We start from the raw sequence: 25392 nt of genomic DNA on the forward strand, positions 1-25392 counted from the left end.
AGCGATGATCGAAACCGCACGGCTTGTGCTGAAGCCGATAACCGAGGCCGACAAGGGCTGGGTGGCCGCGCAGGCGGCGGACCCGCAGGTGATGACCTATCTGGGCGGGCCGATGGCGCGGACGATGAGCGACGAGAAGGTGGACAAGATGATCCGCCTGCAGGCCGATCGCGGTTTCAGCTTCTTCGGCCTGTTCCGCAAGGATCATGGCCGCCCGATCGGCCTGTGCGGCCTGAAGCTGTTCGACGCGGAAGGCGCGACGCTGCCGGGCGAACTGGAGATCGGCTGGCGCATCGACGCCGATTGCTGGGGACAGGGCTATGCGCGCGAGGCGGCATCGGTCAGCCTGGATTATGCCTTCGGCGTCGTGAAGGGCGAACGGGTGATCGCGATCACCAGCCCACGCAACCGGGGCAGCTGGGGCCTGATGGAACGGCTGGGCATGACCCGGCGGCCCGACCTCGATTTCAACGACGTCCGCGTGCCGCCGGAGGACAACCCCACCATCCTTTACATGATCGAGGCCAAGGACTGGGAGGTCGGCGCATGGAAGGCGTGACGATCCTGCCCTTCGAAGGCGCGGCGCCGGATGTCGCCCGTGCCGGCTTCATTGCGCCCGGCGCGCGGATCATCGGTAGCGTCAGCCTGGGGGAAGGTGCCAGCATCTGGTATAATTGCGTGCTGCGCGGCGATGTCGCCCCGATCGCGGTGGGCGCGCGCACCAATATCCAGGACGGCACGATCGTCCACGTCACCACCAAGCTGCACGACACGGTGATCGGCGCCGATTGCCTGATCGGCCACACCGCGATCATCCATGGCTGCCGGCTCCACGACCGGGCCTTTGTGGGCCTGGGCGCGATCGTGATGGACGGTTGCGAGATCGAAAGCGATGCGATGCTGGCGGCGGGCGCAATGCTGACGCCGGGCAAGCGGATCCCGAGCGGACAGATGTGGGCCGGCCGCCCGGCCAAATATGTTCGCGATCTGACGCCGGACGAGCTGGCCGCCCACCAGAAGGGCGTGGCCGGCTATGTCGCGCTGGCCCGCCGCCACGCGGCGGCGATCGCGACTGCCTGACCCGATCAGGTTAGATCAGGGCTGGGCGAGCTTCGCCGCGAGTTCATTGAAGGTCGTGCGCTGGGTATCGTCCAGCGCCGAAACCTTGCCCCACGCTTCGGCCAGCGCGGGCGAAGGCACGCCGCCCGAGGCCACCATCATCGCATCGAGCGTCGCCAGCGCGGAGGAGACCGGGCCGCGCGTCTCATCGAGCCGGGTCAGCGCCTGCTGCGCGGCGATCCACGCCTCGCTGCCCGCCGCCTGACCACCGGCGGCCGCAACCGCACGGCGCGACGGCGCCAGTTCGCGCTCGAACCGCGCCCGCGACGCATCGGCGGCCGCCACCTCCGCCGCGATCCGGCCGTCGCTGGCAGAATCGATCGGGACGGGATTCGCCGCCGTTGATTCGGCCTCCGGTTCCTCGATCGGCAATTTTTCCACCGCGCGCGGCGCCAGCGACGGATAGGAGGTGCGCGATTCGGCACAACCGGCGAGCAGCCCAAGGGCTAGAAGCGGCGCAGACAGCGCGATCTTGGGGTTCAAATGCATGCCATGGCTTTACGTGTGCAAATTATCTGCGGCAACGGGGTTGCGCTCCCGAAAATGTGCGGCTAACAGCGCCACTCCAACGCGCCCGTAGCTCAGCTGGATAGAGCATCAGACTACGAATCTGAGGGTCGGACGTTCGAATCGTTCCGGGCGCGCCAACATCCCCCGCCACAGTCAAATGACTTGGCGGGGGTTTGTTTTTCCGGCACCTGCCGCGTTCTCCCATTCGCATTTGAGATCGGACGCCCAGCCGCCCGGCCGCCGTTCCGTTGGTTCAAGGTGAGGGTTCACAAGCCCGTCGCCCCAGCGATGATCGCGACGGTCAGTCGCAGCCGCCAGCCGCAGCCGCCAGTCTCCAGACGCGACGCGGGGGCAGCCGGTAGCCCGGCCACCCCCTTGCCCCCCTTTAACGCTGGCTGCGCCTATTGCAGCATGATCGTCCGCAGCCGGTTCAGATCATCGTCGGTGAAGCCGAGCTTCGCCTTCAGATAGCCGGCGGAACCGCCATAGGTCGCATCCAGATGGTCGAAGAACTGGGCGAGGTGCGATTTGCCCGCCGACGTGTAGAGCGGCTCGGCCTTGGCCGGCCCCTTGGCGCGGCTCGCCAGATAATATTTGACCATCGGGTTGTTCGGATATTGGCCGGCGGCGATCGGCGGCATCTCATTTTCCACGCGCCGCAATTCGGTCGACAGGTGATAATCCTTGAGGATCGTTTCACGATCGACGCCGAGCGCGTCGTAGATCAGCGCCGTGGCGACGCCGGTGCGATCCTGGCCCGCGGAGCAATGATAGACGACCGCCCCGTCGCCGGCGAGCAGCCGCTTGAACAGCGAACGAAGCTGGGGCGCGATGGTGAGTTCGATGCCGCTATAGATATTGTCGCGCTCGCCCGCGCTCATCTTCGCGAACATCGGCACGATCGAATAATCGTTGGAGATGAACAGCGCGCCCATCCGGTCATCGAGCAGATCGGGCGCGACTTCGCGTTCCTCGAGCGTGCGGAAATCGACGACGGTGCCGATATCGAGCTGGCCGAGCAGGGTATAATCGCCCTCCGTCAGCATCGGCATCGCACCCGAACGGAACGCCTTGCCCCACCGCACAACCTTGCCGTCGCGCGTCTTGTAGCCGCCGAGATCGCGGAAGTTGCTGCCCTTTCCAGCGGCAGCACGCGTTCGGCCGCCACCAGCGGCGCGCCATCGCCGCGCTGCATGATGACGAACAGGCGCTCACCCGCCGGCACGCTGGCGGTCAGCCGCCGTGCCGTGCTGGCGCGCGCGACCGCGCTGTCGCCGTCATCCAGCTGCGTATCCTTGCTGAGCCAGAAGCTTGCCGCCGCCGCATCGTCGCGCTCGATCACCACCGTCTGCGCATCCTGACGCTGCACGCGCAGCGGCTCGGCCGCCATTGCCGTGCCCGAAAGCCACAGGGCCACCATCGCCACCCCGCCGATCTTCGCCACCATTCCCATCAGCTCCATCCTCCTCCTTATTTCAGAGAGACGGCCGATCCCGCCCTGCCGGATCGGCCGCCCCGCTTTTGCCAGCCCGCTGGACTAGAAGTTCACCTTCGCTTCGACGCCATAGGTGCGCGGTTCATTCCAGACCGCCGTCGACAGATTGGCAAGGCCCGGGCCGGCGATATTGAAGCTGAACAGCTTCCAGCGCGCATTGGTGAGGTTCTTGCCCCACAGCGAGAAAGCGAGCTTCGCGCCGCCATCGCGCATTTCCAGATCGCCCAGCGTCACGCGGGCGTTGAGCATCGCGTAAGAGCCGGTCTTGGGCTGATCGGCGCCACCGGTGAAGAAGCTGCTGGAATAGACGGCGTCGACATGGGTGGTGAACGTCGCATCGTCGAGCACCGACATCTCATGATCCAGCCCCAGCACCGCCGAATGCTTCGGCGTGTATAGCACCGCGCCTTCCTGAAGCTGATCGGTGAACGGGTTGCGATCCACCGCCGCTTCCGCATCGGTGAAGGCATAGCCGCCCGTCAGGGTGAGCCCCGGCGCCAGCCGTGCGGTGAGGTCGAATTCCATACCCTTGATCGTGGTCGATCCCGGCGCGTTCAGCGTTTCCAGATTGGACGGGCTGGCCGGATTGACGAAATCCACCTGCCGGTTCTTGTAGGTGGTGTGGAAAGCGGCGAGGTTGAAACGCACGCGGCGATCGAACAATTCGGTCTTGGCGCCGATTTCCCAGGTCGACACTTCTTCGTCGTCGAACGGGCGATAGGTCAACGAACGCGAATTGGCGCCACCGGCGCGATAGGCCTGCCCCCAGCGGACATAGGTGTTGACGTCGTCCGTCCAGTTGTAATCGACCGTGAAGGCGGGATCGAGCCGATCGGACGAGAATTTGAACGGAATGTCGATCACCGCGCCACGGCTGCGGGTCAGCGCCCCCTTCTTGCGATCGCTGGTCCAGCGCAGGCCGCCGGTCAGGTGCAGGCGTTCATCCAGAATGCCGGGCGTATAGGTCGCCTGCCCGAACAGGGCGGTCGACCGGGCGTTGATGTCGCTGCCGCGATCCGGGAAGCGCGGGCTGTTGAAATCGATCGGCAGCAGGCGATAGCCCGTGCCATCGCTGTTGAACATCGCCGAGAAAGGCGTGAACGCCAGATCGGTCGCGTCCTCCTCGAAGTAAAAGGCGCCGGCGACGAATTCGAGATTATCGAAATTGCCGAGCAGCTGGACTTCCTGGCTGAACTGATCCTGATGGACGTCGGCATAGCTGACGCGCCCGAACACGCCATTGGGAGTGTAAGGCGTAAGCAGACCGCCGCTATTGGTATATTGCGCCTGTTCGATCTTGCGATAAGCGGTGATCGACCGGACCGTCAGATCATCCGAAAGATCCCAGGTGGCGTTCAGGCTGTGGCCTTGCACCTTGCCGAGGCTCGGTTCCAGCGGCACGCCGACGCGGCCGCGCTTCACCCGCTTCGGCTCGTCATAGAAGATCGCCGGGAAAGGCGGCGCGCCCGGAAGGCGAACGCTCTGCTGATAACCTGCCGTCGAAGCGTCGCGGGAGATATCGAACGAATAGAGGAATTCGAGATTGTCGGCCGGTTCCCACAGCACGCTGATCCGCCCGCCCCGGCGATCGACCGCCGCCCAGTCGGACGCATCGGCCAGCGGATTTTCCACCCAGCCGTCACGCTTGGTCCACACGCCATCCAATTTGATGCTGAAGCCGGCGAATTCGGGCAGGTTGAGATGCGCCTTCACCGTCCGCCAGTCGAAATTGCCGACGCCTGCGGTGATATCGCCGCTGAAGGTGCCGGTGGGCCGTTTCGAAACCATGCTGATCGCACCGCCCACGGCGTTGCGGCCGAACAGGGTGCCCTGCGGCCCGCGCAGGATTTCCATGCGCTGGAGATCGTACATTTCGGAGCCGAGGCCCTGCGCGCGGCCGAGATAGACGCCGTCGAGATAGACGCCGACCGCCTGATCGCGGCTCACCTGCGAAGGATCGCCGGGGTTGATGCCGCGCATCGTGATGTTGAGCGTCGAGGGGCGCCCCTGCTGCGGGATGACGCGCAGCGACGGCACCGCGCCCGAGGCGAAATCGGCCAGCGCGGTCAGCCCGCGCGCCTTGAGTTCGTCGCCGCCCAGCACCGCGATCGAAATCGGCGTGTCCTGCAGCGATTCTTCGCGCTTCTGCGCGGTGACGATGATCTCGTCGAGCTGGTTGCTCGGCGCCGGGGCTTCCTCGGCCACGGCAATGTCGGATGCGAGCGGGGCCTGCGCGGCCATCGCCGGCGCCGCATCGGCGCGCATGCTGATCCGCGTCGGCTTGTCGACCAGGATGACGTTCCGGTCCTGCCGGTGCTGCAACCCGCTATGTTCAAGCAGCCTGTCGAGCGCGGCATCCACCGTCATCGAACCGCGCACCGCGGGCGCGGTCCGCCCGGCCACCACCTCGGGACGAAACAGGATCTGGCTGCGCCCCTGAATGGCCATCTGGTTGAGCGCGCTGCCCAGCGGCTGCGGTGCGATGTCGATCTGCACCGCCTGCGCATAAGCCGGGCCGGCCACGCTGCAGATCAGCGCCGCGCTGGCCGCCATCAGGTTCGTCTTGTGACTAAGAAACATCCATCCCCTCCTGCTTGTCAGGGGATAAGATGCAAACGGGGCCCGGCCCCTCACCCTATGGCTGCGATTTATTTTCGATCGGCATGGCGAGGACGATCTTCTGCTGATCCTCGCTCTCGATCCGCGCGATGCCATAGCTCTGCAAGGCGCGGGAAAAATCGCCGGCGCGGCCCGAGCGGAAGGTGCCGCTGATCCGTTGGCCGTCCAGCCCCGGTTCGATCTCGATCGCGCGGCGCGACGATGCGTTGAACTCGGCCACCGCGTCGCGCAACGGCGTGTCATCGAAGACGATATAGCCTTCGATCCAGGCCAGCGCATGATCGGCGGGCTTGGGACGGACCGACCAGCCGCGCGCATTGGCGGCCAGCTCCGTCCCCTCCACCATGTCGATCGGTCGCCCGGCCGCCGCCGGCCCCGATTTGTCGAGCCGCACGCGGACCTTGCCTTCGGTCAGCAGGATTTTGATGCCATCGCGCCGGCCATCCACCGAAAAGGCGGTGCCGAGCGCACGGACCGAGCCCATGGCGGTGGTGACGATGAAGGGCCGGGTGCGATCCTTCGCCACCTCGAAAAAGGCGCGGCCACCGCGCAGGAAGATCTGCCGTTCGGTCGGTCCGTAACGCACCGCCACTTGCGAATTGGCGTCGAGCACGATGCGCGACCCGTCTTCAAGCGTGATCTGCTTGCGCTGATTGTCCACCGTCGCCCAAAGCTGTTCGCTGGGCGGCGCATCGCCACCCACGAAACCGGGCATGGCGAACAGCAGCAACGCCGCCAGCATCGCCGCCACGACACCCGCCGCCATCGGCATGAACTGGCGCTGGCGCGGAGCCTTGGCGCGCTGCAACGCCGCTTCCCGCGCCGCGCGGATCGCCGGATCTTCGGCGATGTCGTCGAGCCGGCCGAAGGCCGCGTTGAGCGCATCGAAATCGGCGCGGTGGGCGGGATCGTCCAGCCATTGCGCAAAGCGCCGCTGCTCGGCCGCCGTCATCCGGCCCGAACGCCATTTGGCCAGCCAGGCCGATGAATCCCGATCTCCGCTCACGTCCAAGTCCACCATTCAGCGGGCATTTGCAGCATGTGACAGGCGACGCAGCGCCTTTATCATATGCTTTTCCACCGCACTCAACGAAATGTCGAAATGCCCCGCAATCTCGGCATAGGTAAAATCTTCAAATCGATGGAGAAGGAACACATCGCGCGTCCGTTCGGGCAGCGCCATGATGTCGTGCATCACCGATCGCAATTCCTGCTTCGAGGCGAGCACGCGATCGGGTGGGAAGGCCCGATCGTCGGCCAGTTCACCCGATGCTTCGCCGACGGGCGCGTACCAGGCCGGCCGCCGGCCGCGCGCCAGCACCAGATTGGACGCGATCCTGAAAACATAGGCCGAAAGATTGCCGATCGAATATTGCGGCTCCGCCTTGGCAAGGTTGAGGAACACGTCCTGCAACACATCGTCGACATCACCCGCCGGCACCCGGCGCGCGACATAGCGCTTGAGTGCGGCGCGCAGCCGGATGGCTTCGCCCCCGCGCTCCCCGACCTCGTCGATCGGCCTGTCCCTCACGGACATTTCACTTGCCGGATGGCACGGGCGATCAGCGCCGAAACGCGCAGTTAGGCTGTGCTGAAACGCTGATTCCGGCCATGGCATTCCTCCCTCTGCACGGCCCGTTGAGCGCCCATTTTCTGTCGGCGCTTCGTTTTCATCGGGTCCGCAAGGACGATCCATGGCGTTCGGGCAGCGGCGATGTCAACGCCGCGCCATTCTCCAAAAGCCCCGTGCCGGCGATTTGCGCGCGCCCGATTCCCCTGTATCTCCTTGCGTTGCGAGATATTCGGCAGGCCGGCCCTGCCCCACGAGATAATTTGCCGCGCCGGCCGAGGGGTGATCGGCGCAGCTGCGTATAGCCTATGATGCGGGAGAAGGACCGATGACCGACATTGACGCCATGCTGGCGCAACTGGCGCGAGACCCGGTCCACCCCGGCCTCGCGACGATCGACGCCGCCGTGCTCGACGAAATCGCCGCGCGGGCGGCCGCGCCGGCCACTCCCGGCCTTGCCGGCGTCGGCCTTGCCGCGCTGATCGCGCTCGTCATCGGGGTCGCCGGCTCCGCACTGCCCGGCACGCCCGCGCGCGCCGCATCGATCTCGCCACTGGGCACCCCGGCGGTGCTGGCGCCCTCCACCCTGCTGGGCGCCGAATGACCGGGGGCCGCCGTTACGTCCTGCTGATCGCCCTGATCGCCTTTGTCGCGGCGATCGTCGGCGTCGTCGTCGGCCGCGAGATCGTGGTGCCCGAACGGCCGGTCGAGAACGAGCTGCACGACCTGTTGCACCAGCAGTTGAAGCTCGACGACGCCCAGCACCGGCAGATCGAACAGATCGAAAAGGATTTCGCCCTGCGCAAGCACGCGCTGGAGGCGGAATTGCGCGCCGATAATGCGCGGCTGGCCGAAGCGATCGAGGCCGAGCACGGCTATGGCCCCAAGGTCGCCGCCGCCGTCGATCGCTCCCATGCCGCGATGGGCCAGCTTCAGAAGGAAACGCTGGAGCATATTTTCGCCATGCGCGGCGTGCTCCGGCCCGATCAGGCCGCCCGTTTCGACGAGGCCGTGGTAAGAGCGCTGACGGCCAAGGATCCGTGACACCCGACCTTGCCGATTGTTCCGACGGCGAGTTGGCGGCGCTCGCGCTGGGCGGTCGGCAGGCGGCCTATGGCGAACTGATGCGCCGCCATCGCGACGCGGTCTATCGGCTGGTCCGGGGCAATATCGGCGATGCCGACGAAGCGCTGGACGTGACGCAGAACAGCTTCGTCGCGGCATTTTCGGCGCTGGCGCGCTATGATCGGTCGCGCCCGTTCCGGCTGTGGATCGCGCGCATCGCGCTCAACAAATGCCATGATTGGGCGCGGCGGCGGATCGTCCGCAAATTCCTCACCTTCGCGGCCCCGATCAGCAGCGCCGAACAGATCGCCGACACCGCGGTCCCGATCGACGTCGCTCTCGCCGACCGGGCCGAACTGGCCCGTGCCGCGCGCGCGATCGCCCAATTGCCCGCATCGCTGAAGGAGCCGCTGATTCTGCGCACCATCGAGGGCCTGTCGCAGGCCGAAACGGCGGACGTGCTTCGGATCAGCGAAAAGGCGGTCGAAACCCGCCTCTATCGCGCGCGCAAGAAGCTGGAAGAGATTTTGAGGGATTGAGCGGTCGGTGACGGCCAGCCTTTGCCAATAGCGATCAGGATGCGCTCGGCGCTTCTTCGGCCGGCCGCTGCGTGACCAGACGGGCGAGCTTGGGCGTCGCCCAGCGTTCGAACTGATCGACGATTTCATAGATCACCGGCACCAGCATCAGCGACAGCATCGTCGAAGTGATCAGACCGCCGATCACCGCCAGCGCCATCGGCTGGCGGAATTCCGCGCCTTCGCCCAGGCCGATGGCCGCCGGCATCATGCCCGCCGCCATCGCCACCGTGGTCATGATGATCGGCCGCACGCGTTCGCGACACGCCTCGCGCAGCGCATCGCCCACAGCCATGCCGCCGCGCTCCAGCTCGATCGCGAATTCGACGAGCAGGATCGAATTCTTCGCGCACAGCCCCATCAGCATCAGCAGGCCGATGGTCGACGGCAGATCGAGCGGCTTGTTGAACAGGTGCAGCGAAGCGAAGGCGCCGAGCAGCGAGAGCGGCAGCGCCGTCATCGTCACGACCGGCTTGAAGAAGCCCTTGAACAGCAGCACCAGCACGCCGAACGTCAGGAACACGCCCGCGAACACGGCGATGACGAACCCGCTCATCAGTTCGGCCAGCCCTTCCGCCTCGCCCTGGCTCGCGATGTGGATGCCTTCCGGCAGGTTGCGGATCAGCGGCAGGCCCTGAATCTCCTCGAGCGCCTGGCCCAATGTCGCGTCGGGCGCGAGATCCGCCTCGACCGCCACCTGCCGTTCGCGATCGTAGCGCAGGATCTTCGCCGGCCCGGCGCGGAACTCGATATCGGCGACCGACGACAATGGCGTGGTGTTGCCGTCCATCGTCGGCACGCGCAGCTGGGCGATGACGTCGAGCTGCCCGCGCGCGCTTTCGGGTAGGCGGACGCGGATCGGCAGCCGGTTTTCCCCTTCCGAATATTTGGCGACATTGGCGTCGATATCGCCGATCGTGGCGACGCGGATCGCCTGGGCGAGCGTGCGGCTGTCGACGTTCAGCCGCGCGGCTTCGGCCGGGCGCGGGATGATCACCAGTTCGGGGCCGGAAGGCGGCGGGCTCGGCCGCGGATCGGACAGCGTCTTCAGCGCGCGCATATCGCGCAGCAGCTGCATCTGCACGCGTTCCAGCGCCTCGCCATCATCGCCCGCCAGCACCACCGAGGCAGGCGCCATGCCAAAGCTGCCCTGATTGGAAATCCGCATGTCGGGCACATCGCGCATCAGCGGCGCGATATGATGCTTGAAGCTCTGCGTATCCATTTCGCGATCGTGGCGCAGGATCACCGTGATCGTGCCGGTGCGCAGATCGGCGGAGGCGCCGGTGCCGCCGATATTGGCGAACACGGTTTCCACATCGGGCTGCGCCTGCAGGATATCGGTCGCCTGCCGCACGGCGCGATCCATGTCGTCGCGGCTCGCCCCCGGCGGCCCCTGCACCGCCAGATAGAGTTCGCCCAGATCCTCCTTGGGCTGGAAACCGACCGGCAGGAAGGCGGCAAGCACCAGCGCGATCGCGAAGACGAAACCGCCAATCCCGGCCGAACGCCAGCGATGGGCGAGCGCCCAGTTGAGCACGCGGGCGTAAAGCGGGTGGAGCGGCTGCTCCTCGCGCTGGTGGGCCTTGTCGAGCGGCTTCAGGAAATAGGCCGCCATCAGCGGGGTCAACAGCCGGGCCACGACCAGCGAGAACAGCACCGCCACCGAAACCGTGAGGCCGAATTCGCGGAAGAACTGGCCGGTCTGCCCCGGCATCATCGACACCGGCGCAAACACCGCGACGATGGTGAAGGTGGTGGCGACGACCGCAAGGCCGATGGCGTCCGCGCCGACCAGTGCGGCGTGATAGGGCGATGCACCCGCCTCCACCCGTTTCTCGATATTCTCGATCTCCACGATGGCGTCGTCGACAAGGATGCCGATCACCAGCGTCAGCGCCAGCAGCGTGATCGAATTGAGGCTGAAACCCAACGCCGACATCACGACGAAGGTGGGGATCAGCGAAAGCGGCATCGCGGCGGCCGCGATCATCGTCGCGCGCCAGTTGCGCAGGAACAGCCACACCACGACGACGGCGAGGATGATGCCTTCGATCAGCACATGCTTGGTCGAAGCGAAGGTTCGCCGCGTGCCATCGACGGTGGAAAAGACGCGTTCGATCCGCACGTCGGGATGCGCGGCCTGTAGCCGGGCGACCGCCGCGGCCACGCGGTCCTCGACGCTGATCTCGCTGGCGTCGGCGGTCTTGTTGACCTGGACGGCGGTGACGGGCCGGCCGTTCAGGCGGGCAAAGCCACGCACCTCGGCCTCGCCATCGCCCACTTCGGCAATGTCGCCCAGCCGGACATAGCGGCCGGCGACCGGGATGGTCATGTCGCGAATCTGATCGACCGTCTGGCCGGAACCGAGCACGCGGATCGTCTGCTCGACATCGCCCACCGTCGCCCGGCCGCCGGGGTCGTCGCTGTTGAAGGCGAGCAGCGCATTATTGACCTGCGCGGCCGTGACGCCCAGCGCCGCCATCCGCTCGACATCGAGGATGACGTTGATCTCGCGCTCGGCCCCGCCGACGCGCTGCACCTGCGCCACGCCGCCCTGCGCCTGCAGCGCGCGCGTCACCACCTTGTCGACGAAGAAGGACAATTCCGTCCCGCTCATCTTCTCCGAACTGACGGCATAAGTGAGGATCGGGGCATTATCGATGTCGAAGCGCTGCACGGTCGGCGGGTCGATCCCCGGCGGCAACAGGATGCGCGTGCGCTCGACAGCGGTGCGCACATCGTCGATCGCCTTCTGCATGTCGGCATGCAGTTCGAACTCGACGATGGTGTTGGAAACGCCCAGCGTCACGGTCGAGCTGATATGCTTGACCCCGGCCACCCCGCTCAGCGCATTTTCGATCGGCCGGGTGATCTGGTTTTCCACCTCGGCCGGCGCCGCGCCGTTCTGCGTCACGTTCACCGTCACGACCGGGAAGGCGACATTGGGGATGCGCTTCACCGGCAACTGAACATAAGCGACGATACCCGCCAGCGTCAGCGCGATGAACAGGCAGACGACGGGGATCGGGTTGCGGATCGCCCAGGCCGAGATCTGGAAATTCACCGCGCGGCTCCGGGCGCGACGCGCACCTTATCGCCTTCCAGCAGGAAGGCGCTGCCGCCGAGCACCACGCGGGCGCCATCGGGCGGCCCCGCCAGCAATTCCGCCATGCCGCCCGCACGCCGCCCGGTGCGCACGCCGACGCGGCGGACCCGCTGGTCGGCGCCGACCACCAGCACGGACGCGCCATCCGCATCGAATTTGATCGCGCGCTCGGGCACCACCCGCGCCGGCGCGCCGGTGCCCTTGAACGCCGCCTTGGCGAAGCCGCCGGCGCGAAGCGCGCGATTGACCGGGAGGGCCACGCGCACGATCACCAGCCCGGTGCGGTTATCGACCCGCGCGCCGCGCAGCCGCACCTTGCCGTCCAGCGCCTCGCCCGATGCCAGCGTCACGCGCACCGGATCGCCCACCGCGATCTTGCCGACCGAGGCTTCGGGCACTTCGGCATAAAGTTCGATCAGATCGTCGCGCGCGATGGTGAACAACATGGTGCCCGCCGACGAGGTATCGCCCGGCCGCGCCGCGCGTTCGAGCACGCGGCCGGCGCGCGGCGCGCGGATCGCCAGCCGGCGATCGCGGATCAGCAGGTCGTTGAGCTGGGCCTCCGCCACCTCCACCGATGCGACGGCGGACCGCGCGGCCAGCCGCCGCTGCATGATCGCTTCCTGCGAAAGCACGCCCTGATTGTCGAGCCCGGCGACGCGCCTGGCTTCCTCGCGCGAGCGTTCCGCCGCCACCTGCTGCTGGGCGAGCGTCGCCCGCGCCTGCGTTATCTGCGAACGGAGCAAGGTATCGTCGAGCTCGGCGAGCAATTCGCCCTGCCGGACGACGGCATCCTCCTCCACCAGCACGCGCGCGATGCGATAGCCGGCAAGTTCGCTCGCCACCGCCACCTCCTCGCGCGGGATCAGCCGGCCCGATGCCGAAAGATCACCGGTCATGCCGATCGTCCGCACCGTCGCCACCGAAACCAGCGGATCGGGCAGCGCCGCCCGTTCCTCGCCCCGATCGCAGGCGGCGAGCAGCGGCAGCAGCGCGGCCAGCAGGATCAGGGAGGCAGATCGACGGAAAAGGGGCTGGGCCACGGGCAACTCTATCGCGCAACAGGAAGGTGAAGGGGCGTCTGCCCCGGAATGAAGGCGGGCGTTTCGGTCGACCAGCCGCCGCCAAGCGCGCGGAACGCGCTCACCGTATCGGTCAGCGCCTGCGCCTTGGCAGCGGTGTAGCTGGTGCGGGTGGCAAGCCAGGCGCGTTCGGACTGGAGCAGGGTCGTCAGGTCGGTCAGGCCAAGGCCATAGCCCTTGCGCGCGGCATCGAAGGCATAGCGCGCGCGATCGGTCGCCCGGTCCAGATCCACCAGCCGGGCGCGGTTGGCGGCGGTGGCGGTCAACGCATTCTCCGCCTCGCGAAACGCCGTCTGCACCGCGCTTTCATAGCTGACGACCGCCTGGTTGCCGCGCGCCTCGGACATGCGCAGCTGGGCCATCAACCGTGGCCGATCGAGCACCGGCATCGCCAGCCCGGCGCCGAGCGACCAGAAGCCGACATCGACGCCGAACGGGCCGGTGGTGCGGCTGAGGCCGCCGCTAGCGTTCAGCGTCAGCCGGGGAAAAAGGTTGAGCCGGTCCACCTCGACACCGGCCGCCGCCGCTTCCAGCCGCGCTTGCGCCGCGCGAACATCGGGGCGCCGGATCAGCAGTTCGCCCGGCGCGGCCGCCGGAATGGCCGGCGGCGGTGCCAGAACGGCCTCGATCGGCAGGCTGTCGGTCGGCTCATCCGGCCGGCCGACGAGCACGAGCAGCGACCGCTTGGTCGCGCGCAGGCTTGCCTCCAGCCGCGTCACCTCTGCCCGCGCATTGCCGACATCGCTTTCCAGCCGGGCGGCATCGCCACCCGCCACCAGCCCATGGGCGAGCCCGAGCTGGGCGGACGCGGCGAGATCCTCGGCGATGCGCAGCGTCTCGCGCGCATCGGCCAGTTGCACGGCAATGGCGCGCGCCTGAAACAATGTCGTGCCGACATCCGCCGCCAGCACCATCAGGCTGGCATGATAATCGAAGGCCGCCGCCTCATAATCGAACGCCGCGCCCTCGCGGACATTCGCCAGCCGGCCGAACAGGTCGAGCTCCCAGCTCGGGCTGAAGCTCGCGGCATAGCTGTTCGAGCGGCCACCCTGCCCGGTGACGTCGCGGCCCGACAATATGTTGTTGTCCTGCGCGGTGGCGGAGGCGGCGATATTGCCGGTCGGCCAGGTCGACGCGACCGACTGATCGTAGATCGCGCGTGCCTCGCGGATACGGAAATATGCACTCCGGGCGCTCGTGCTGCGGGCCAGCGCGGTTTCGATCAGTCCGTCGAGCTGGGCATCGCCGAACAGCAGCCACCAGCGATCGATGGCCTGCGCCGGCACGGCCGGGGCTGCCCGATCCTGGCTTTCGAAGCGCGCGGGCAGCGGCGTGGCGGGGGGCGGCAGATCGATCGCGGGCGCGCAACCGGCCAGCCCGGCGAGCAGGCAGAATAGGGACAAGGGCCGGTTGGAACTGAACATGATGGCGGCGTTGGCCCCACTGGACTCGACTGGTGATTCCCGATAGCGGAAAGCGCATAAAGGAAACAATAGTGTTTCTTTTTGATGAAATCTTCATCCCACGCGATATTTGTGGGAAAGGCGGGCATGACGCAGGACGAGGCATCGGGCGAACGCCGGATTGGGCGCCCCAGCCGCCAGCAGGCGGAAGCGATCGAGCAAAGGATCCTGGAAACCGCGCTTACGGTATTCCTGCGCCACGGCCCGGCCGTGCCGATGAAGGCGATCGTCGAGGCGAGCGGCCTTTCCAGCAAGACGATCTATGCCCGCTATCCCAACAAGGATGCGCTGTTCATCGCCGCGCTCCGCCATTTGCTGCGCAGCGGCGCGCCGGGCGACGAACTGAACTTTTCGGAAACGGGCGACGTGCACGCGACGTTGAAGGAATTCGTGCTGCGCTCGCTGGAAATCGCCTATCAGCCGGATAGCATGGCCCTGCAGCGCCTGCTCACCATCGATCCCGATTTCGCCCGCCAGCTGGCGGCGGATATTTTCAGCGCGGTCGACCGGGTGTTCATGGACCCGCTTGCCGCCTTCCTCACGCGCTGCCGCGATGCCGGCAGGATCCGCGCGATCGATATCGGCGAAACCGCGCGCGCCATCACCACCCTGATCCTCAGCGACCCCGCCGCGCGCTATGGCGACGGTCGCGACCCGCCCGACGCCGCCGAAATGGCCGAACGTGCCGGCTTCGTCGCCGATCTGCTGTTCAACGGCATGGCGCCGCGCTGATCACGGCGGAGCCGCGCCCGATCAGGGGAGCCGCGTAACCATCAACGCGATGGCCGGCGAAGCGCTGCCCGCGATCTGCAGGACGTGACGGCCCGCCTTCAGGCGAAAATCGACCATCTTGCGCACCCCGGAACAGGCTGGGCCATGGGCGGTGGCAATCTGCTGACCGATCCGCAATGCGAGTGCGGTCAACGGCCAGGGGCAAATCGTCTGGACGCCAGCATCTCATCGCGCGGATCGGCGACACGCTCAACCTTGGCGCCAACGATACCTACACGCATCGCGATCTCGACGACCCCGGCAACGCCGCCTTCCAGCCGACCGGCGTGCCGACGCACAAGGGCTTCGCATATGCCGACTGGTCGCCGATCGAACGGCTGCACGTCGTGCCCAATATCGACATCGCGTCGGACCGCTGGACGGTGAACACGGCCGGCACCCGTTATTATCGCACCGGCAGCTATGTGCTTGCCAATCTGCGGATCGATTATGAGCTGATCGACGGGCTGGTCGTCGGCGTCGGCGGTCGCAACCTCTTCAACGATACATACCAGCTTGCCGACGGCTTCCCTGAGCCGGGGCGCAGCTTCTTCCTGAGCGTGAAGGCGCAATATTGAGGGGGCCGCGGCCGGGTCTTCGCGGCCACCAAAGGTGCACGCTACCGTTCATCACCATTTGCTGCTAGGGAGCCGCCATGCATGGGGTGATGATCCGGCTGCTGATGATCGTGGGGGTAGTGCTTTGCAGCATGCACCTCGCCGAACCGGCGTCGGCGCATGCCGTGGGCCACGCCGTCGACAGCGCGGCCGCCTTCCACCTCGATTCCGGCACGTGCGACGATCACCGGCAGGAACCGGCGAAGAGCGCGTATGGCGGGCATCATCATTGCCCGGTCGCGCCCGATCTGCGGCAGATGCCGGCCGACGCCTCCGCGCTGCTGGCGCGCGGCCTCCTGTTCGCCGCGCCGGCATTGCCGCTCGCCTCGCGCGCGCCGCCACCCCTGCTCTCCCCTCCGCTCGCCTGAACCGCTGACGCTTGTCGCGCGGGCGCCATCGCGTCCGCGCCAGACGTGATCGGTTCAGGAGACTATCCATGCAATTTCCGATGCGCGCCGCCCTGCTGGCCGGGGCCGCGCTGCTGATGGCGCCGCCCGCCGGGGCCGCGCCCGTGACGCTGGGCGAGGCCGTCCAACGCGCGCTGGCCGCCGCGCCCGACCTGCAGGCGAGCAGTGCCGGCATCGACGCCGCCCGCGCCGAGCAGACCCAGGCCCGGGTCCGCCCCAACCCCGCATTGTCGGTGGAAGCCGAAAATATCGCGGGGACCGGCAATTTCAGCCTGTTCGAACAATCCGAGACGACGGTCAGCTACGCGCAGCCGATCGAACGCGGCGGCAAGCGCGAGGCGCGCATGGCCTATGCCGCGCGCGGCGTGGCGCTGGCCGAGGCGCAGGCCCGCGTGACCCGGCTCGATCTTGCCCAGCAGGTGCAACGCGCGTTCATCGACGTGCAGATCGCCGACCAGCTTCTGTGGATCGCCGAACAGCGGCTGACACGGGAGCGCGCGATGCAGAAGGAGGCCGTGCGCCGCGTGCGGGGTTACAAGGATCCCCTGTTCGTCGAAACACGCGCCAATGCCCGCATCGTCGAGGCCGAACTCGCGCTGCAGGAAGCCCAGGCGAAACGCGCGGCGGCCCGTGCCCTGCTCGCCTCCTTCTGGGCCGGCAGCCCGGACGATCTGGAGATCGACGAGGGCATCGAACAGCCGGCGCCCAACGGCGCATCGCTCGCGGCGGCGGACGCCGCCGTCTATGGCGCGGCGGTGGAACGCGCCCGCGCGCAGGTTGTCGTCGAACAGTCGCGCGGCGTGCAGGACTATACGGTTAGCGGCGGCGCGCGCTTCCTGCGTGAAACCAACGACGTCGCCCTCGTCGCCGGCGTCTCGATCCCGCTGGGCCGGTTCGATCGCAATCAGGGCAATATCGAACGCGCACGGGCCGAACGGCAACGGATCGAACATCAGGCGGAGGCCGACCGGCTCGCCCGGCTGCGCCGCCTTGCCGCGCTACGCGCCGATGCGTCGGCCGCACAGGCCCGCGCCGATGGCATCATGGCGCAGGTCTATCCCAAGGCCGTGCAGGCGCTCGCGCAGGTGCGCGAGGGCTATAATCGCGGCGGCTTCCGCTTCAGCGACGTGCAGGACGCCGCCGACGCCATCATCGCCACCCAGGACCAATGGGCCGACGCGATGACGCGCTATCGCGACGCCCAATCCGAAATCGACCGCCTGACCGGCCGCTTCGACGCGGTTCCCGCTGCGGAGACACAGCCATGAACATGAATTTCCCCTTTCGCGCGGCGCTCGCCGCACTCTTCCTCGCCGCCCCGCTGGCGGCATGCACCGGCGGCAGCGAAGCGACGCAGGCCGAAGCCGAGGGCAACGACCATGCCGAGGAAGCGGCCAAGGGCCCGCATGGCGGCCGCCTGCTCACCGATGGCGACTTCGCCGTCGAAATCACGATCTTCGAGCAAGGCGAACCGCCGCGCTTCCGCGTCTATGTGACGCGCGGGGGCGAACCCGTCGATCCCGCGACGATCAGGCTCGCCATCACGCTGACGCGCCTGGGCGGCGAGATCGACCGCATCGCCTTCGTCCCGCAAGGCCCCTTTCTGGCCAGCCGCAGCGTGATCGAGGAACCGCACAGCTTCGATGTCGAGGTCGTCGCGCTCGACGGCGCGAAACGCCACGCCTGGAAATATGAAAGCCCCGAAGGCCGCACGCGCATCGCCGCCGCCGCCGCGCGCGCGGGCGGCATCGAAACCGCGATCGCCGGCCCGGCGACCATCGGCGAGGAACGCGCGCTTTTCGGCACGGTCGAGCTCGATCCTTCGGCACGCTCGGAAATTCGCGGCCAGTTCCCCGGCCGCGTGGTCAGCGTGACCCGCAAGGTCGGTGATCGGGTGGCACGCGGCCAGTTGCTCGCGCGGATCGAATCGAGCGAGAGCCTGCAGGTCTATCCGGTTTACGCCACTACCAGCGGCGTGGTCGCCGAACGCAATGCCAATCCCGGCGACGTGACCGGCGATCGCGCGCTTTATGTGGTGACCAACCCCGACGCCACGACGGTGGTGTTCAACATCTTCCCCCGCGATCTCGGCACGATCCGGCCGGGCATGCAAGTCGCCGTCGAAACGCAGGACGGCCAGCCGATCGCCGGGACGGTGCTGGGCGACTATCTGCCGGAGGGTAACAAGGAAGCGGGCACGGCGCTGGTGCGCGCGGCGATCCCCAACCATGGCGGTGCGCTGCGCCCCGGCATGGCGCTGCGCGGGCGCGTCACCGTCAACGCCGTCACCGTGCCGCTGGCGGTGCGGACCGAGGCGATCCAGCCCTTTCGCGACTTCAAGGTCGTCTTCGCCAATCATGGCCAGGACTATGAGGTGCGGATGCTCGAACTGGGGCGCGCATCGGGTGGATGGACCGAAGTCCTTTCAGGCCTGAAACCCGGCACGCCTTATGTCGCCAAGGGCAGTTTCCTCGTGCGCGCGGACATCGAAAAGTCCGGCGCGAGCCACGACCATTGATCGGGAGAGACAGACCCATGCTCGCCCGCATCATCGGCTTTTCCATCCGCCAGCGCTGGTTCGTCCTCGCCGCCGTCGCGTTGCTGTGCGCCATCGGCGTGTGGAGCGCGTTACGCCTGCCCATCGACGCCGTGCCGGACATCACCAACGTCCAGGTCCAGATCAACACCCAGGCGGAAGGCTATTCACCGCTCGAATCCGAACAACGCATCACCTATCCGATCGAAACCGCGATCGCCGGCATACCCGGCCTTGCCTATACGCGCTCGCTATCGCGTTACGGGCTGAGCCAGGTGACGGTGGTGTTCGACGACGGCACCGACATCTATTTCGCGCGCCAGCAGGTCGCCGAGCGCATCCAGTCGGTGAAGGCGCAGCTGCCGCCCGGCCTCGAACCGCAAATGGGCCCGATTTCGACCGGCCTCGGCGAAATCTTCATGTTCGCGATTGAACCAAGCCCCGGCGCGCGCAAGCCCGATGGCAGCGAATGGACGGCGGAGGATCTGCGCACCCTGTCCGACTGGGTGGTGCGGCCGCAGATGCGGACCATCCCCGGCGTCGCCGAGGTGAACACGATCGGCGGCTATGAGCGCCAATATCATGTGACGCCCAACCCCACCCACCTCGCCTCGCTCGGCCTGACGCTGGGCGACGTGGTCGACGCGCTGAATAAGAATAACGCTAGTCGCGGCGCCGGCTATGTCGAACGCGGCGGCGAACAGATCCTGATCCGCGTGCCCGGCCAGGCGGCGGGCGAGCAGGACCTGTCGCAGATCATCGTCGCGACACGCGGCGGCGTGCCGATCCGCATCGGCGATGTCGCCGACGTCGCCATCGGATCGGAGTTGCGGACGGGTGCCGCCACCGAAAACGGCAAGGAGATCGTGCTCGGCACAATCTTCATGCGGATCGGCGAAAATCCCCGCGTCGTCGCCCAGGCGGCGGCGGAAAAGCTGAAGCAGGCGACGGCATCGCTGCCTGCCGGCGTCCAGGCCCATCCGCTCTATGATCGCACCGCGCTGGTCGACCGGACGATCCGCACGGTCGAGAAGAACCTGGCCGAAGGCGCGCTGCTCGTCATCGTCGTCCTGTTCCTGCTGCTCGGCAACATCCGCGCCGCGCTGATCACGGCGGCCGTCATCCCCGTCGCGATGCTGATGACGCTGACCGGCATGCTCCAGACGCGCACCTCGGCCAATCTGATGAGCCTTGGCGCGCTGGATTTCGGCCTGATCGTCGACGGCGCGGTGATCATCGTCGAAAACTGCCTCCGCCGCCTTGGCGAACAGCAGCATCGGCTGGGCCGCCTGCTCGACCGCGACGAACGCTTCAGCCTCGTCGCGTCGGCCAGCGCGGAGGTGATCCGGCCGAGCATCTTCGGCATCATCATCATCACCGCGGTCTATCTGCCGATCTTCGCGCTCGAAGGGATTGAGGGCAAGACCTTCCACCCGATGGCGATCGCCGTCGTACTCGCGCTCACCGCCGCGCTGATCCTGTCGCTCACGCTCGTTCCGGCGGCGGTCGCGCTCTTCGTCACCGGCAAGGTCGAGGAAAAGGAAAACGGGCTGATGCGCAGGCTGGGCAACGCCTATCGCCCGCTGCTCGATCGGGCGCTCGCCCGGCCGAAACTGGCGGTCGGCATCGCGATGCTGCTGGTCGCCATCACCGGGCTTGGCGCCACACGGCTCGGCAGCGAGTTCATCCCGGACCTCGACGAAGGCGACGTCACCATGCACGCCATGCGCATTCCGGGCACCGGCCTCAACCAGGCCGTGGACATGCAGGTGCAGATCGAAAGGCGTCTCGGCCAGATTCCGGAGGTCGAGCGCGTTTTCTCCAAGATCGGCACGGCGGAGATCGCCAATGATCCGATGCCGCCTTCGGTTGCCGACACCTATATCATGCTGAAGGACCGCAAGGACTGGCCCGATCCGCGCAAGCCCACCAACGCGCTGGTCGCAGAGCTGAACGCGGCGGCCGACGAACTTCCCGGCAATAATTACGAATTCACCCAGCCCGTGAAGATGCGGATGAACGAGCTGATCGCCGGCGTGCGCGCCGACGTGGCGATCAAGCTGTTCGGCGACGACCTCGACCAGCTGATCGCGTCCGGCGGCGCGATCGAGAAGGTCGCCGGATCGATCACGGGTGCCGAGGATGTGAAGCTGGAACAGGTGACCGGCCTGCCGATGCTGTCGGTCACCCCGCGACGCGAGATGCTGGCGCGCTACGGCGTCAGCATGGCCGATGTTCAGGATTCCGTCGCCACCGCGACCGGCGGGCGGCAGGCGGGCGAACTGTTCGATGGCGACCGGCGCTTCGCGGTGGACGTGCGGTTGCCGGAAGCCTTGCGGACCGATCTCGATGCGCTGGGCACGCTGCCCATCGCCTTGCCGGGTGGCGGATCGGTGCCGCTCGCCGAGGTGGCGGACATCGCGCTCGCCGCCGGGCCCAACCAGATCAGCCGCGAAAACGGCAAGCGGCGGGCCGTCATCACCGCCAATGTTCGCGGCCGCGATCTCGGCTCGTTCGTCGATGAACTGCAACAGAAGGTGGCGGCCGAGGTCGATCTGCCCGACGGCTATTATGTCGAATATGGCGGCACGTTCGAACAGCTCCAATCGGCGGCGACGCGGCTTCAGATCGTCGTGCCGCTGGTGCTGCTGCTGATCTTCGGCCTGCTCTTCACCTTGTTCGGCAGCGCCAAAGACGCGGCGATCGTCTTTTCGGGCGTGCCGCTCGCGCTGACCGGCGGCGTGGCGGCGCTCGCGCTGCGCGGCATCCCGATGTCGATTTCGGCCGGCGTCGGCTTCATCGCGCTGTCGGGCGTCGCGGTGCTCAATGGCGTGGTGATGCTGTCGTTCATCCGCGACCTCAGGGAACGCGGCGAGCCGTTGATGCAGGCGGTTCGCGAAGGCGCGCTCACCCGGCTCCGGCCGGTGATGATGACCGCATTGGTGGCATCGCTCGGCTTCGTGCCGATGGCGCTCAATGTCGGCACGGGATCGGAAGTGCAGCGGCCGCTCGCCACCGTGGTGATCGGCGGCATCCTTTCATCCACCATCCTTACCCTGCTGGTGCTGCCCGCGCTTTACGCGCTGGTCCACCGGCGCACGGCCGCGGGAGACGTGACGCCCGCACCAGCCCCGGCGACGGCCTGAACGGGGAGAGGCAGATGGCGGCGGAAAACAGCCACTTTCCGCCCCGTCCATGCATCTCCCAACAGGCCGATCCCGTCAGATCCGCTCCGCCGACGAGATCGCGTCAGCGGCGCGGAGCGCCGCGATGATCCGCATCAGGTGGGTCACATCGCGCACCTCGATCGCGAGGTGGAAGGTGTGGAAGCTCGCGTCGCGGTGGACGAGCGCGAGATTGACGATGTTCGCCTGCTGCGCACCGAGGATGCTGGCCATCACGCCCAGCGAGCCCGGCTCGTTCTTGACGATGATCGCCAGCCGCGCGGTGCCGCCGTCGCTGCCGTCGCCCCAGGCGAGATCGACCCAATCGGCATCCACACCATCGGCCAGCCTTGGGCAATCGATGGCATGGACCTCGACCGCCTCGTCGGGGCGGCGCAGGCCGACGATGCGGTCCCCCGGCACCGGGTTGCAGCAGGTGGCAAGCGTGAAGGCCACGCCCGGCGTGAGTCCCTTGATCGAAATCGCCTCGCGCTGCTGCGGCACCGGCCGCGCGCCGGCGACGTCGCCGCCGGCCGAACCCGGCATCAGCGCCTCCATCACCTCGGCATCGTTGATCGTGCCGCGCGCGATCGCTTCCATCAGCACGTCCTGATCGGCCATGTTGAGCCGCTTGAGCGCGGCGGCCAGCGCCTCCTGGCCAAGCTGCGCCGGCAGGCGGCGGACGATTTCGTCATAGAATTTGCGGCCGAGCGCGATCATCTCATCGCGTTCCTTGTGCCGCACGAAGCGGCGGATGGCGGCGCGCGCCTTGCCGGTGACGATGAAGTTCAGCCAGCCCGGCTGCGGCTCCTGCGCCTTGGAACGCAGGATCTGCACCTGATCGCCATTGGCGATCGGCGTGCGCAGCGGCACCACGCGACCATTGACCTTGGCACCCACCGTCTGGTCGCCGAGATCGGTGTGGACGGCATAAGCGAAGTCGACCGGCGTCGCCCCCTTGGGCAGCTGGATCAGCTCACCCGTCGGCGTGAAGGCGAAGATGCGATCCTGATACATCGCCATGCGGGTATGTTCGAGGATCTCCTCCGCCGATTCCGCATGTTCGAGGATTTCCAGCAGGTCGCGAATCCAGTTGGCCTGCGCGTCGGGCGCGCCATTGCCCTGCTTGTAGGCCCAGTGCGCGGCGAGGCCATATTCGGCCTGCGCGTGCATCTCCGCCGATCGGATCTGGATTTCGATGCGCGCCTTTTCGCCGTGGATCACCGACGTGTGGAGCGAGCGATAGCCGTTGCGCTTGGGCGTCGAGATATAATCCTTGAAGCGGCCGGGAACCATCGGCCACTTCTGGTGGATGATGCCAAGCGCGCGATAGCATTCGGCCTCGTCCGCCACGATGACGCGGAACGCCATGATATCGGACAATTGTTCGAAGCTGATGTGCCGCTCGGCCATCTTGCGCCAGATCGAATAGGGATGCTTTTCACGCCCGGTGACATCCGCCTGCACGCCCGTCCGGCCAAGCAGCATGCGGATGCCCGATCCGATGCGCGAGATACGATCGCCACCGCCATCCTGCAGCTGGGCGAGCCGCTTGGTGATCGATTCATAGGCTTCGGGTTCGAGTTCGCGGAAGGCGAGCGTCTGCATCTCCTTCATGAACTCGTACATGCCGATCCGCTCGGCGAGCGGGGCATAGATATCCATCGTCTCGCGCGCGATGCGGCGCCGCTTATCCGGGTTGGGGATATGGTGCAGCGTGCGCATATTGTGCAGCCGGTCCGCCAGCTTGACCAGCAGGACGCGAATGTCATCGGACATCGCCAGCAGGAACTTGCGCAGATTTTCGGCCGCGCGCTCATTCTCGGTCTGCGCCTCGATCTTGCTGAGCTTGGTCACGCCGTCGACCAGCCGGGCGACACTCGGCCCGAAGGTCTTTTCGATCTGCTCGGGCGTGGCGACCGAATCCTCGATCGTATCGTGGAGGATCGCGGTCGCGATCGTCTCGTCGTCGAGGTGGAGGTCGGTCAAAATGCCGGCCACCTCGATCGGATGACTGAAATAGGGGTCACCCGAGGCACGTTTCTGACTGCCATGTGCCTGCATCGAGAACACATAGGCGCGGTTCAATAACGCCTCATCGGCGTCCGGATCGTAGCTTAATACCCGATCGACTAGTTCATACTGGCGCAACACCCGATCATGATGTGGCGTCCCCGCGGCGGTTTGCAACAAAAGAAAGCGTGGCCCCCGACAAGAAACCGCCCCTGCGGCGGGTGCGACAGGGGCGGCAGGCGTGGGATGGCGAAGAAAAGCGCGATCAGCCCTGGCGGGCGGCGGCGTTGCACTTTTGCAGCTGGGCTTCGTCGAAGGTCTTGGCGCCGGCGACGAAGCTCGTCACCGGGCCGAACTTGCGCACCACGGCCGCGCAGACATTGCCGTCGGGCGAGGTGCCGGTGCGCACGGCGGCGCAGCTGTCGCCCGCGCAGGACCAGCGCGTGTCCTTGACGATCAGCGTGGCCGTGGCGGGGGTGGCGAGCCCGGCGCGGTACATTTGCTGCGTTTCCGCCTGCGCAGGCAGCGCGACGGCGAGCATGGAAAGCATGGGGAGAAGGGCGACGCGCAACATGCGAACCTCCTATACGTTGCGATTTGCAACCTATGACCCTAGATTTCAATTTGCAACTTAAATTGCCGCTTCTGGCGCGGGGCTTTGCCACGAGGCGCGGAAAGGCCTATTTCTGTGACGATGAAATCGATCGATCAGCTGAAGCGCACCGTGATCCAATGCAGCCTGCCCGCTGCGCTGGAAGCTATGGGGGAACGCTGGTCGTTCATGATCCTGCGTGCGACATTCAACGGCCTCAGCCATTTCGAACAATTCCAGACGACGCTTGGCATCGCCCGCAACATCCTCGCCAACCGGCTGCAGCGGCTGGTCGATCATGGCATCCTTGAACGGCACGGCTGCCCGGAAGACCGCCGCAAGGTGGAATATCGGCTGACCGAGAAGGGCGAGGCACTGCTGCCGACGCTGATCGCGCTGCGCCAGTGGGGCGAAAAATGGGAAGCCAATATTCCCAACAACCCGGTGCTGGTGGATTCGCGCGACGGCAAGCCGGTGGCCGACATCCTGGTCCGCGCGCATGATGGCCGCCCGCTGGGGCTGGGCGATCTGCGCTGGGTCGACCGCGCCGATCTCGAGGCGGATCAGCCGCGCTGCATCTATACGGGCGAGCCTGTCGGCGCGAAATAGCCGCCTGCACGGCAGGCGCCGACGCAAAAAGGCCGGAAACAAAAAGGGAGGCCGCAGCCTCCCTGATCGTTCA

The 25392-nt window shown here is 66.9% G+C and carries 24 protein-coding genes and 1 tRNA gene; 13 read left to right on the plus strand and 12 right to left on the minus strand.

All coding sequences use genetic code 11. The features are described 5' to 3' along the window. Positions 1-4: 4 nt before the first annotated feature. Together CHB74_RS11045 and CHB74_RS11050 are read left to right on the plus strand one after the other, a co-directional pair. A complete protein-coding gene (locus CHB74_RS11045; RefSeq protein ID WP_089219696.1) occupies positions 5-559 on the plus strand; it encodes a GNAT family N-acetyltransferase in 555 nt (184 codons plus the stop codon). After that, positions 547-1080 (plus strand): gamma carbonic anhydrase family protein, encoded by a 534-nt coding sequence (locus tag CHB74_RS11050; RefSeq protein WP_089219697.1) that lies wholly within the window; start codon positions 547-549, stop codon positions 1078-1080. Before CHB74_RS11045 ends, CHB74_RS11050 begins: the two co-directional genes overlap by 13 nt. A gap of 15 nt (positions 1081-1095) precedes the next feature. On the opposite strand, the gene CHB74_RS11055 is transcribed toward CHB74_RS11050, so the two are convergent. Beyond that, complete coding sequence (locus CHB74_RS11055; RefSeq protein WP_089219698.1) at positions 1096-1608, minus strand: hypothetical protein; 513 nt, start codon at positions 1606-1608, stop codon at positions 1096-1098. A gap of 81 nt (positions 1609-1689) precedes the next feature. Here CHB74_RS11055 and CHB74_RS11060 point away from each other — a divergent pair. After that, positions 1690-1766, plus strand: a tRNA-Arg gene (locus tag CHB74_RS11060). A 264-nt stretch (positions 1767-2030) separates the two neighbouring features. On the opposite strand, the gene CHB74_RS11065 is transcribed toward CHB74_RS11060, so the two are convergent. The 5 genes from CHB74_RS11065 to CHB74_RS11080 all read right to left on the minus strand — a co-directional run bounded on the left by CHB74_RS11065 (position 2031) and on the right by CHB74_RS11080 (position 7280). Beyond that, positions 2031-2714 (minus strand): tyrosine-protein phosphatase, encoded by a 684-nt coding sequence (locus CHB74_RS11065; RefSeq protein WP_245842836.1) that lies wholly within the window; start codon positions 2712-2714, stop codon positions 2031-2033. Further along, on the minus strand, positions 2669-3091 hold the full coding sequence (locus CHB74_RS22445) for a hypothetical protein (protein ID WP_245842838.1): 423 nt from the start codon (positions 3089-3091) through the stop codon (positions 2669-2671). The genes CHB74_RS11065 and CHB74_RS22445 overlap by 46 nt, the downstream gene beginning before the upstream one ends. Before the next feature lie 75 nt (positions 3092-3166). Next, positions 3167-5704, minus strand: coding sequence for a TonB-dependent receptor (locus tag CHB74_RS11070; RefSeq protein ID WP_179220805.1), 2538 nt, complete (start codon positions 5702-5704; stop codon positions 3167-3169). A 55-nt stretch (positions 5705-5759) separates the two neighbouring features. Then, positions 5760-6749, minus strand: a complete 990-nt coding sequence (locus CHB74_RS11075) for a FecR family protein (RefSeq protein WP_179220806.1) — start codon at positions 6747-6749, stop codon at positions 5760-5762. 15 nt (positions 6750-6764) lie between these two features. After that, a complete protein-coding gene (locus CHB74_RS11080; RefSeq protein ID WP_218821419.1) occupies positions 6765-7280 on the minus strand; it encodes an RNA polymerase sigma factor in 516 nt (171 codons plus the stop codon). 361 nt (positions 7281-7641) lie between these two features. Here CHB74_RS11080 and CHB74_RS11085 point away from each other — a divergent pair, with 361 nt between their 5' ends. The 3 genes from CHB74_RS11085 to CHB74_RS11095 are packed head-to-tail and all read left to right on the plus strand — an operon-like array spanning position 7642 to position 8917. Next, on the plus strand, positions 7642-7917 hold the full coding sequence (locus tag CHB74_RS11085; protein ID WP_089219701.1) for a hypothetical protein: 276 nt from the start codon (positions 7642-7644) through the stop codon (positions 7915-7917). Further along, complete coding sequence (locus CHB74_RS11090) at positions 7914-8357, plus strand: periplasmic heavy metal sensor (RefSeq protein WP_089219702.1); 444 nt, start codon at positions 7914-7916, stop codon at positions 8355-8357. The genes CHB74_RS11085 and CHB74_RS11090 overlap by 4 nt, the downstream gene beginning before the upstream one ends. Next, positions 8354-8917, plus strand: coding sequence for an RNA polymerase sigma factor (locus tag CHB74_RS11095; protein WP_089219703.1), 564 nt, complete (start codon positions 8354-8356; stop codon positions 8915-8917). The genes CHB74_RS11090 and CHB74_RS11095 overlap by 4 nt, the downstream gene beginning before the upstream one ends. A 34-nt stretch (positions 8918-8951) precedes the next feature. Here CHB74_RS11095 and CHB74_RS11100 read toward each other — a convergent pair whose 3' ends face one another. From CHB74_RS11100 to CHB74_RS11110, 3 genes are read right to left on the minus strand one after another with little or no spacing between them, the layout of a single operon-like run. Then, positions 8952-12023, minus strand: a complete 3072-nt coding sequence (locus CHB74_RS11100) for an efflux RND transporter permease subunit (RefSeq protein ID WP_089219704.1) — start codon at positions 12021-12023, stop codon at positions 8952-8954. Next, positions 12020-13108 (minus strand): efflux RND transporter periplasmic adaptor subunit, encoded by a 1089-nt coding sequence (locus CHB74_RS11105; RefSeq protein WP_089219753.1) that lies wholly within the window; start codon positions 13106-13108, stop codon positions 12020-12022. Before CHB74_RS11105 ends, CHB74_RS11100 begins: the two co-directional genes overlap by 4 nt. Positions 13109-13116: 8 nt before the next feature. Beyond that, positions 13117-14571 (minus strand): efflux transporter outer membrane subunit, encoded by a 1455-nt coding sequence (locus CHB74_RS11110; protein ID WP_089219705.1) that lies wholly within the window; start codon positions 14569-14571, stop codon positions 13117-13119. A 126-nt stretch (positions 14572-14697) separates the two neighbouring features. Between CHB74_RS11110 and CHB74_RS11115 the strand changes: the two genes are divergently transcribed. Next, on the plus strand, positions 14698-15342 hold the full coding sequence (locus CHB74_RS11115; protein ID WP_179220808.1) for a TetR/AcrR family transcriptional regulator: 645 nt from the start codon (positions 14698-14700) through the stop codon (positions 15340-15342). Between the two features lie 21 nt (positions 15343-15363). On the opposite strand, the gene CHB74_RS11120 is transcribed toward CHB74_RS11115, so the two are convergent. Continuing rightward, positions 15364-15534, minus strand: a complete 171-nt coding sequence (locus CHB74_RS11120) for a hypothetical protein (RefSeq protein ID WP_179220809.1) — start codon at positions 15532-15534, stop codon at positions 15364-15366. On the opposite strand from CHB74_RS11120, the gene CHB74_RS11125 reads away from it, so the two are divergent. From CHB74_RS11125 to CHB74_RS11145, 5 genes are all read left to right on the plus strand, one after another. Continuing rightward, positions 15525-15959: a TonB-dependent receptor gene (locus CHB74_RS11125; protein WP_245842840.1), complete on the plus strand. Its 435-nt coding sequence runs from the start codon at positions 15525-15527 to the stop codon at positions 15957-15959. The two genes, CHB74_RS11120 and CHB74_RS11125, sit on opposite strands and share 10 nt — an antisense overlap. 89 nt (positions 15960-16048) lie before the next feature. Continuing rightward, positions 16049-16366, plus strand: coding sequence for a hypothetical protein (locus tag CHB74_RS11130; RefSeq protein ID WP_144033772.1), 318 nt, complete (start codon positions 16049-16051; stop codon positions 16364-16366). A gap of 68 nt (positions 16367-16434) precedes the next feature. Further along, positions 16435-17673 (plus strand): TolC family protein, encoded by a 1239-nt coding sequence (locus CHB74_RS11135; RefSeq protein ID WP_089219709.1) that lies wholly within the window; start codon positions 16435-16437, stop codon positions 17671-17673. Continuing rightward, on the plus strand, positions 17670-18923 hold the full coding sequence (locus tag CHB74_RS11140; RefSeq protein WP_089219710.1) for an efflux RND transporter periplasmic adaptor subunit: 1254 nt from the start codon (positions 17670-17672) through the stop codon (positions 18921-18923). Before CHB74_RS11135 ends, CHB74_RS11140 begins: the two co-directional genes overlap by 4 nt. 17 nt (positions 18924-18940) lie before the next feature. Next, positions 18941-22087 carry an efflux RND transporter permease subunit gene (locus CHB74_RS11145; RefSeq protein WP_089219711.1) on the plus strand — a complete coding sequence of 1049 codons (3147 nt, stop codon included), beginning with the start codon at positions 18941-18943 and terminating at the stop codon, positions 22085-22087. 75 nt (positions 22088-22162) lie between these two features. On the opposite strand, the gene CHB74_RS11150 is transcribed toward CHB74_RS11145, so the two are convergent. Both CHB74_RS11150 and CHB74_RS11155 read right to left on the minus strand, forming a co-directional pair. Next, positions 22163-24259, minus strand: a complete 2097-nt coding sequence (locus CHB74_RS11150; RefSeq protein ID WP_089219712.1) for a RelA/SpoT family protein — start codon at positions 24257-24259, stop codon at positions 22163-22165. A 124-nt stretch (positions 24260-24383) separates the two neighbouring features. Further along, positions 24384-24692: a CC_3452 family protein gene (locus tag CHB74_RS11155; RefSeq protein WP_089219713.1), complete on the minus strand. Its 309-nt coding sequence runs from the start codon at positions 24690-24692 to the stop codon at positions 24384-24386. 120 nt (positions 24693-24812) lie between these two features. Here CHB74_RS11155 and CHB74_RS11160 point away from each other — a divergent pair, with 120 nt between their 5' ends. After that, positions 24813-25319, plus strand: coding sequence for a winged helix-turn-helix transcriptional regulator (locus tag CHB74_RS11160; RefSeq protein ID WP_089219714.1), 507 nt, complete (start codon positions 24813-24815; stop codon positions 25317-25319). Positions 25320-25392: the final 73 nt, after the last annotated feature.

The organism is Edaphosphingomonas laterariae, assembly GCF_900188165.1.
Taxonomy (GTDB): Bacteria; Pseudomonadota; Alphaproteobacteria; order Sphingomonadales; family Sphingomonadaceae; genus Sphingomonas_E; species Sphingomonas_E laterariae.

What these genes read in the sequence shown, in the direction of transcription:
- CHB74_RS11045 (WP_089219696.1), top strand. Translation starts at nt 5, where the DNA reads ATGATCGAAACCGCACGGCTTGTGCTGAAGCCGATAACCGAGGCCGAC.
- CHB74_RS11050 (WP_089219697.1), top strand. Translation starts at nt 547, where the DNA reads ATGGAAGGCGTGACGATCCTGCCCTTCGAAGGCGCGGCGCCGGATGTC.
- CHB74_RS11055 (WP_089219698.1), bottom strand. Translation starts at nt 1,608, where the DNA reads ATGCATTTGAACCCCAAGATCGCGCTGTCTGCGCCGCTTCTAGCCCTT.
- CHB74_RS22445 (WP_245842838.1), bottom strand. Translation starts at nt 3,091, where the DNA reads ATGGAGCTGATGGGAATGGTGGCGAAGATCGGCGGGGTGGCGATGGTG.
- CHB74_RS11070 (WP_179220805.1), bottom strand. Translation starts at nt 5,704, where the DNA reads ATGTTTCTTAGTCACAAGACGAACCTGATGGCGGCCAGCGCGGCGCTG.
- CHB74_RS11080 (WP_218821419.1), bottom strand. Translation starts at nt 7,280, where the DNA reads ATGTCCGTGAGGGACAGGCCGATCGACGAGGTCGGGGAGCGCGGGGGC.
- CHB74_RS11085 (WP_089219701.1), top strand. Translation starts at nt 7,642, where the DNA reads ATGACCGACATTGACGCCATGCTGGCGCAACTGGCGCGAGACCCGGTC.
- CHB74_RS11090 (WP_089219702.1), top strand. Translation starts at nt 7,914, where the DNA reads ATGACCGGGGGCCGCCGTTACGTCCTGCTGATCGCCCTGATCGCCTTT.
- CHB74_RS11110 (WP_089219705.1), bottom strand. Translation starts at nt 14,571, where the DNA reads ATGTTCAGTTCCAACCGGCCCTTGTCCCTATTCTGCCTGCTCGCCGGG.
- CHB74_RS11115 (WP_179220808.1), top strand. Translation starts at nt 14,698, where the DNA reads ATGACGCAGGACGAGGCATCGGGCGAACGCCGGATTGGGCGCCCCAGC.
- CHB74_RS11130 (WP_144033772.1), top strand. Translation starts at nt 16,049, where the DNA reads ATGATCCGGCTGCTGATGATCGTGGGGGTAGTGCTTTGCAGCATGCAC.
- CHB74_RS11135 (WP_089219709.1), top strand. Translation starts at nt 16,435, where the DNA reads ATGCAATTTCCGATGCGCGCCGCCCTGCTGGCCGGGGCCGCGCTGCTG.
- CHB74_RS11140 (WP_089219710.1), top strand. Translation starts at nt 17,670, where the DNA reads ATGAACATGAATTTCCCCTTTCGCGCGGCGCTCGCCGCACTCTTCCTC.
- CHB74_RS11145 (WP_089219711.1), top strand. Translation starts at nt 18,941, where the DNA reads ATGCTCGCCCGCATCATCGGCTTTTCCATCCGCCAGCGCTGGTTCGTC.
- CHB74_RS11155 (WP_089219713.1), bottom strand. Translation starts at nt 24,692, where the DNA reads ATGTTGCGCGTCGCCCTTCTCCCCATGCTTTCCATGCTCGCCGTCGCG.
- CHB74_RS11160 (WP_089219714.1), top strand. Translation starts at nt 24,813, where the DNA reads ATGAAATCGATCGATCAGCTGAAGCGCACCGTGATCCAATGCAGCCTG.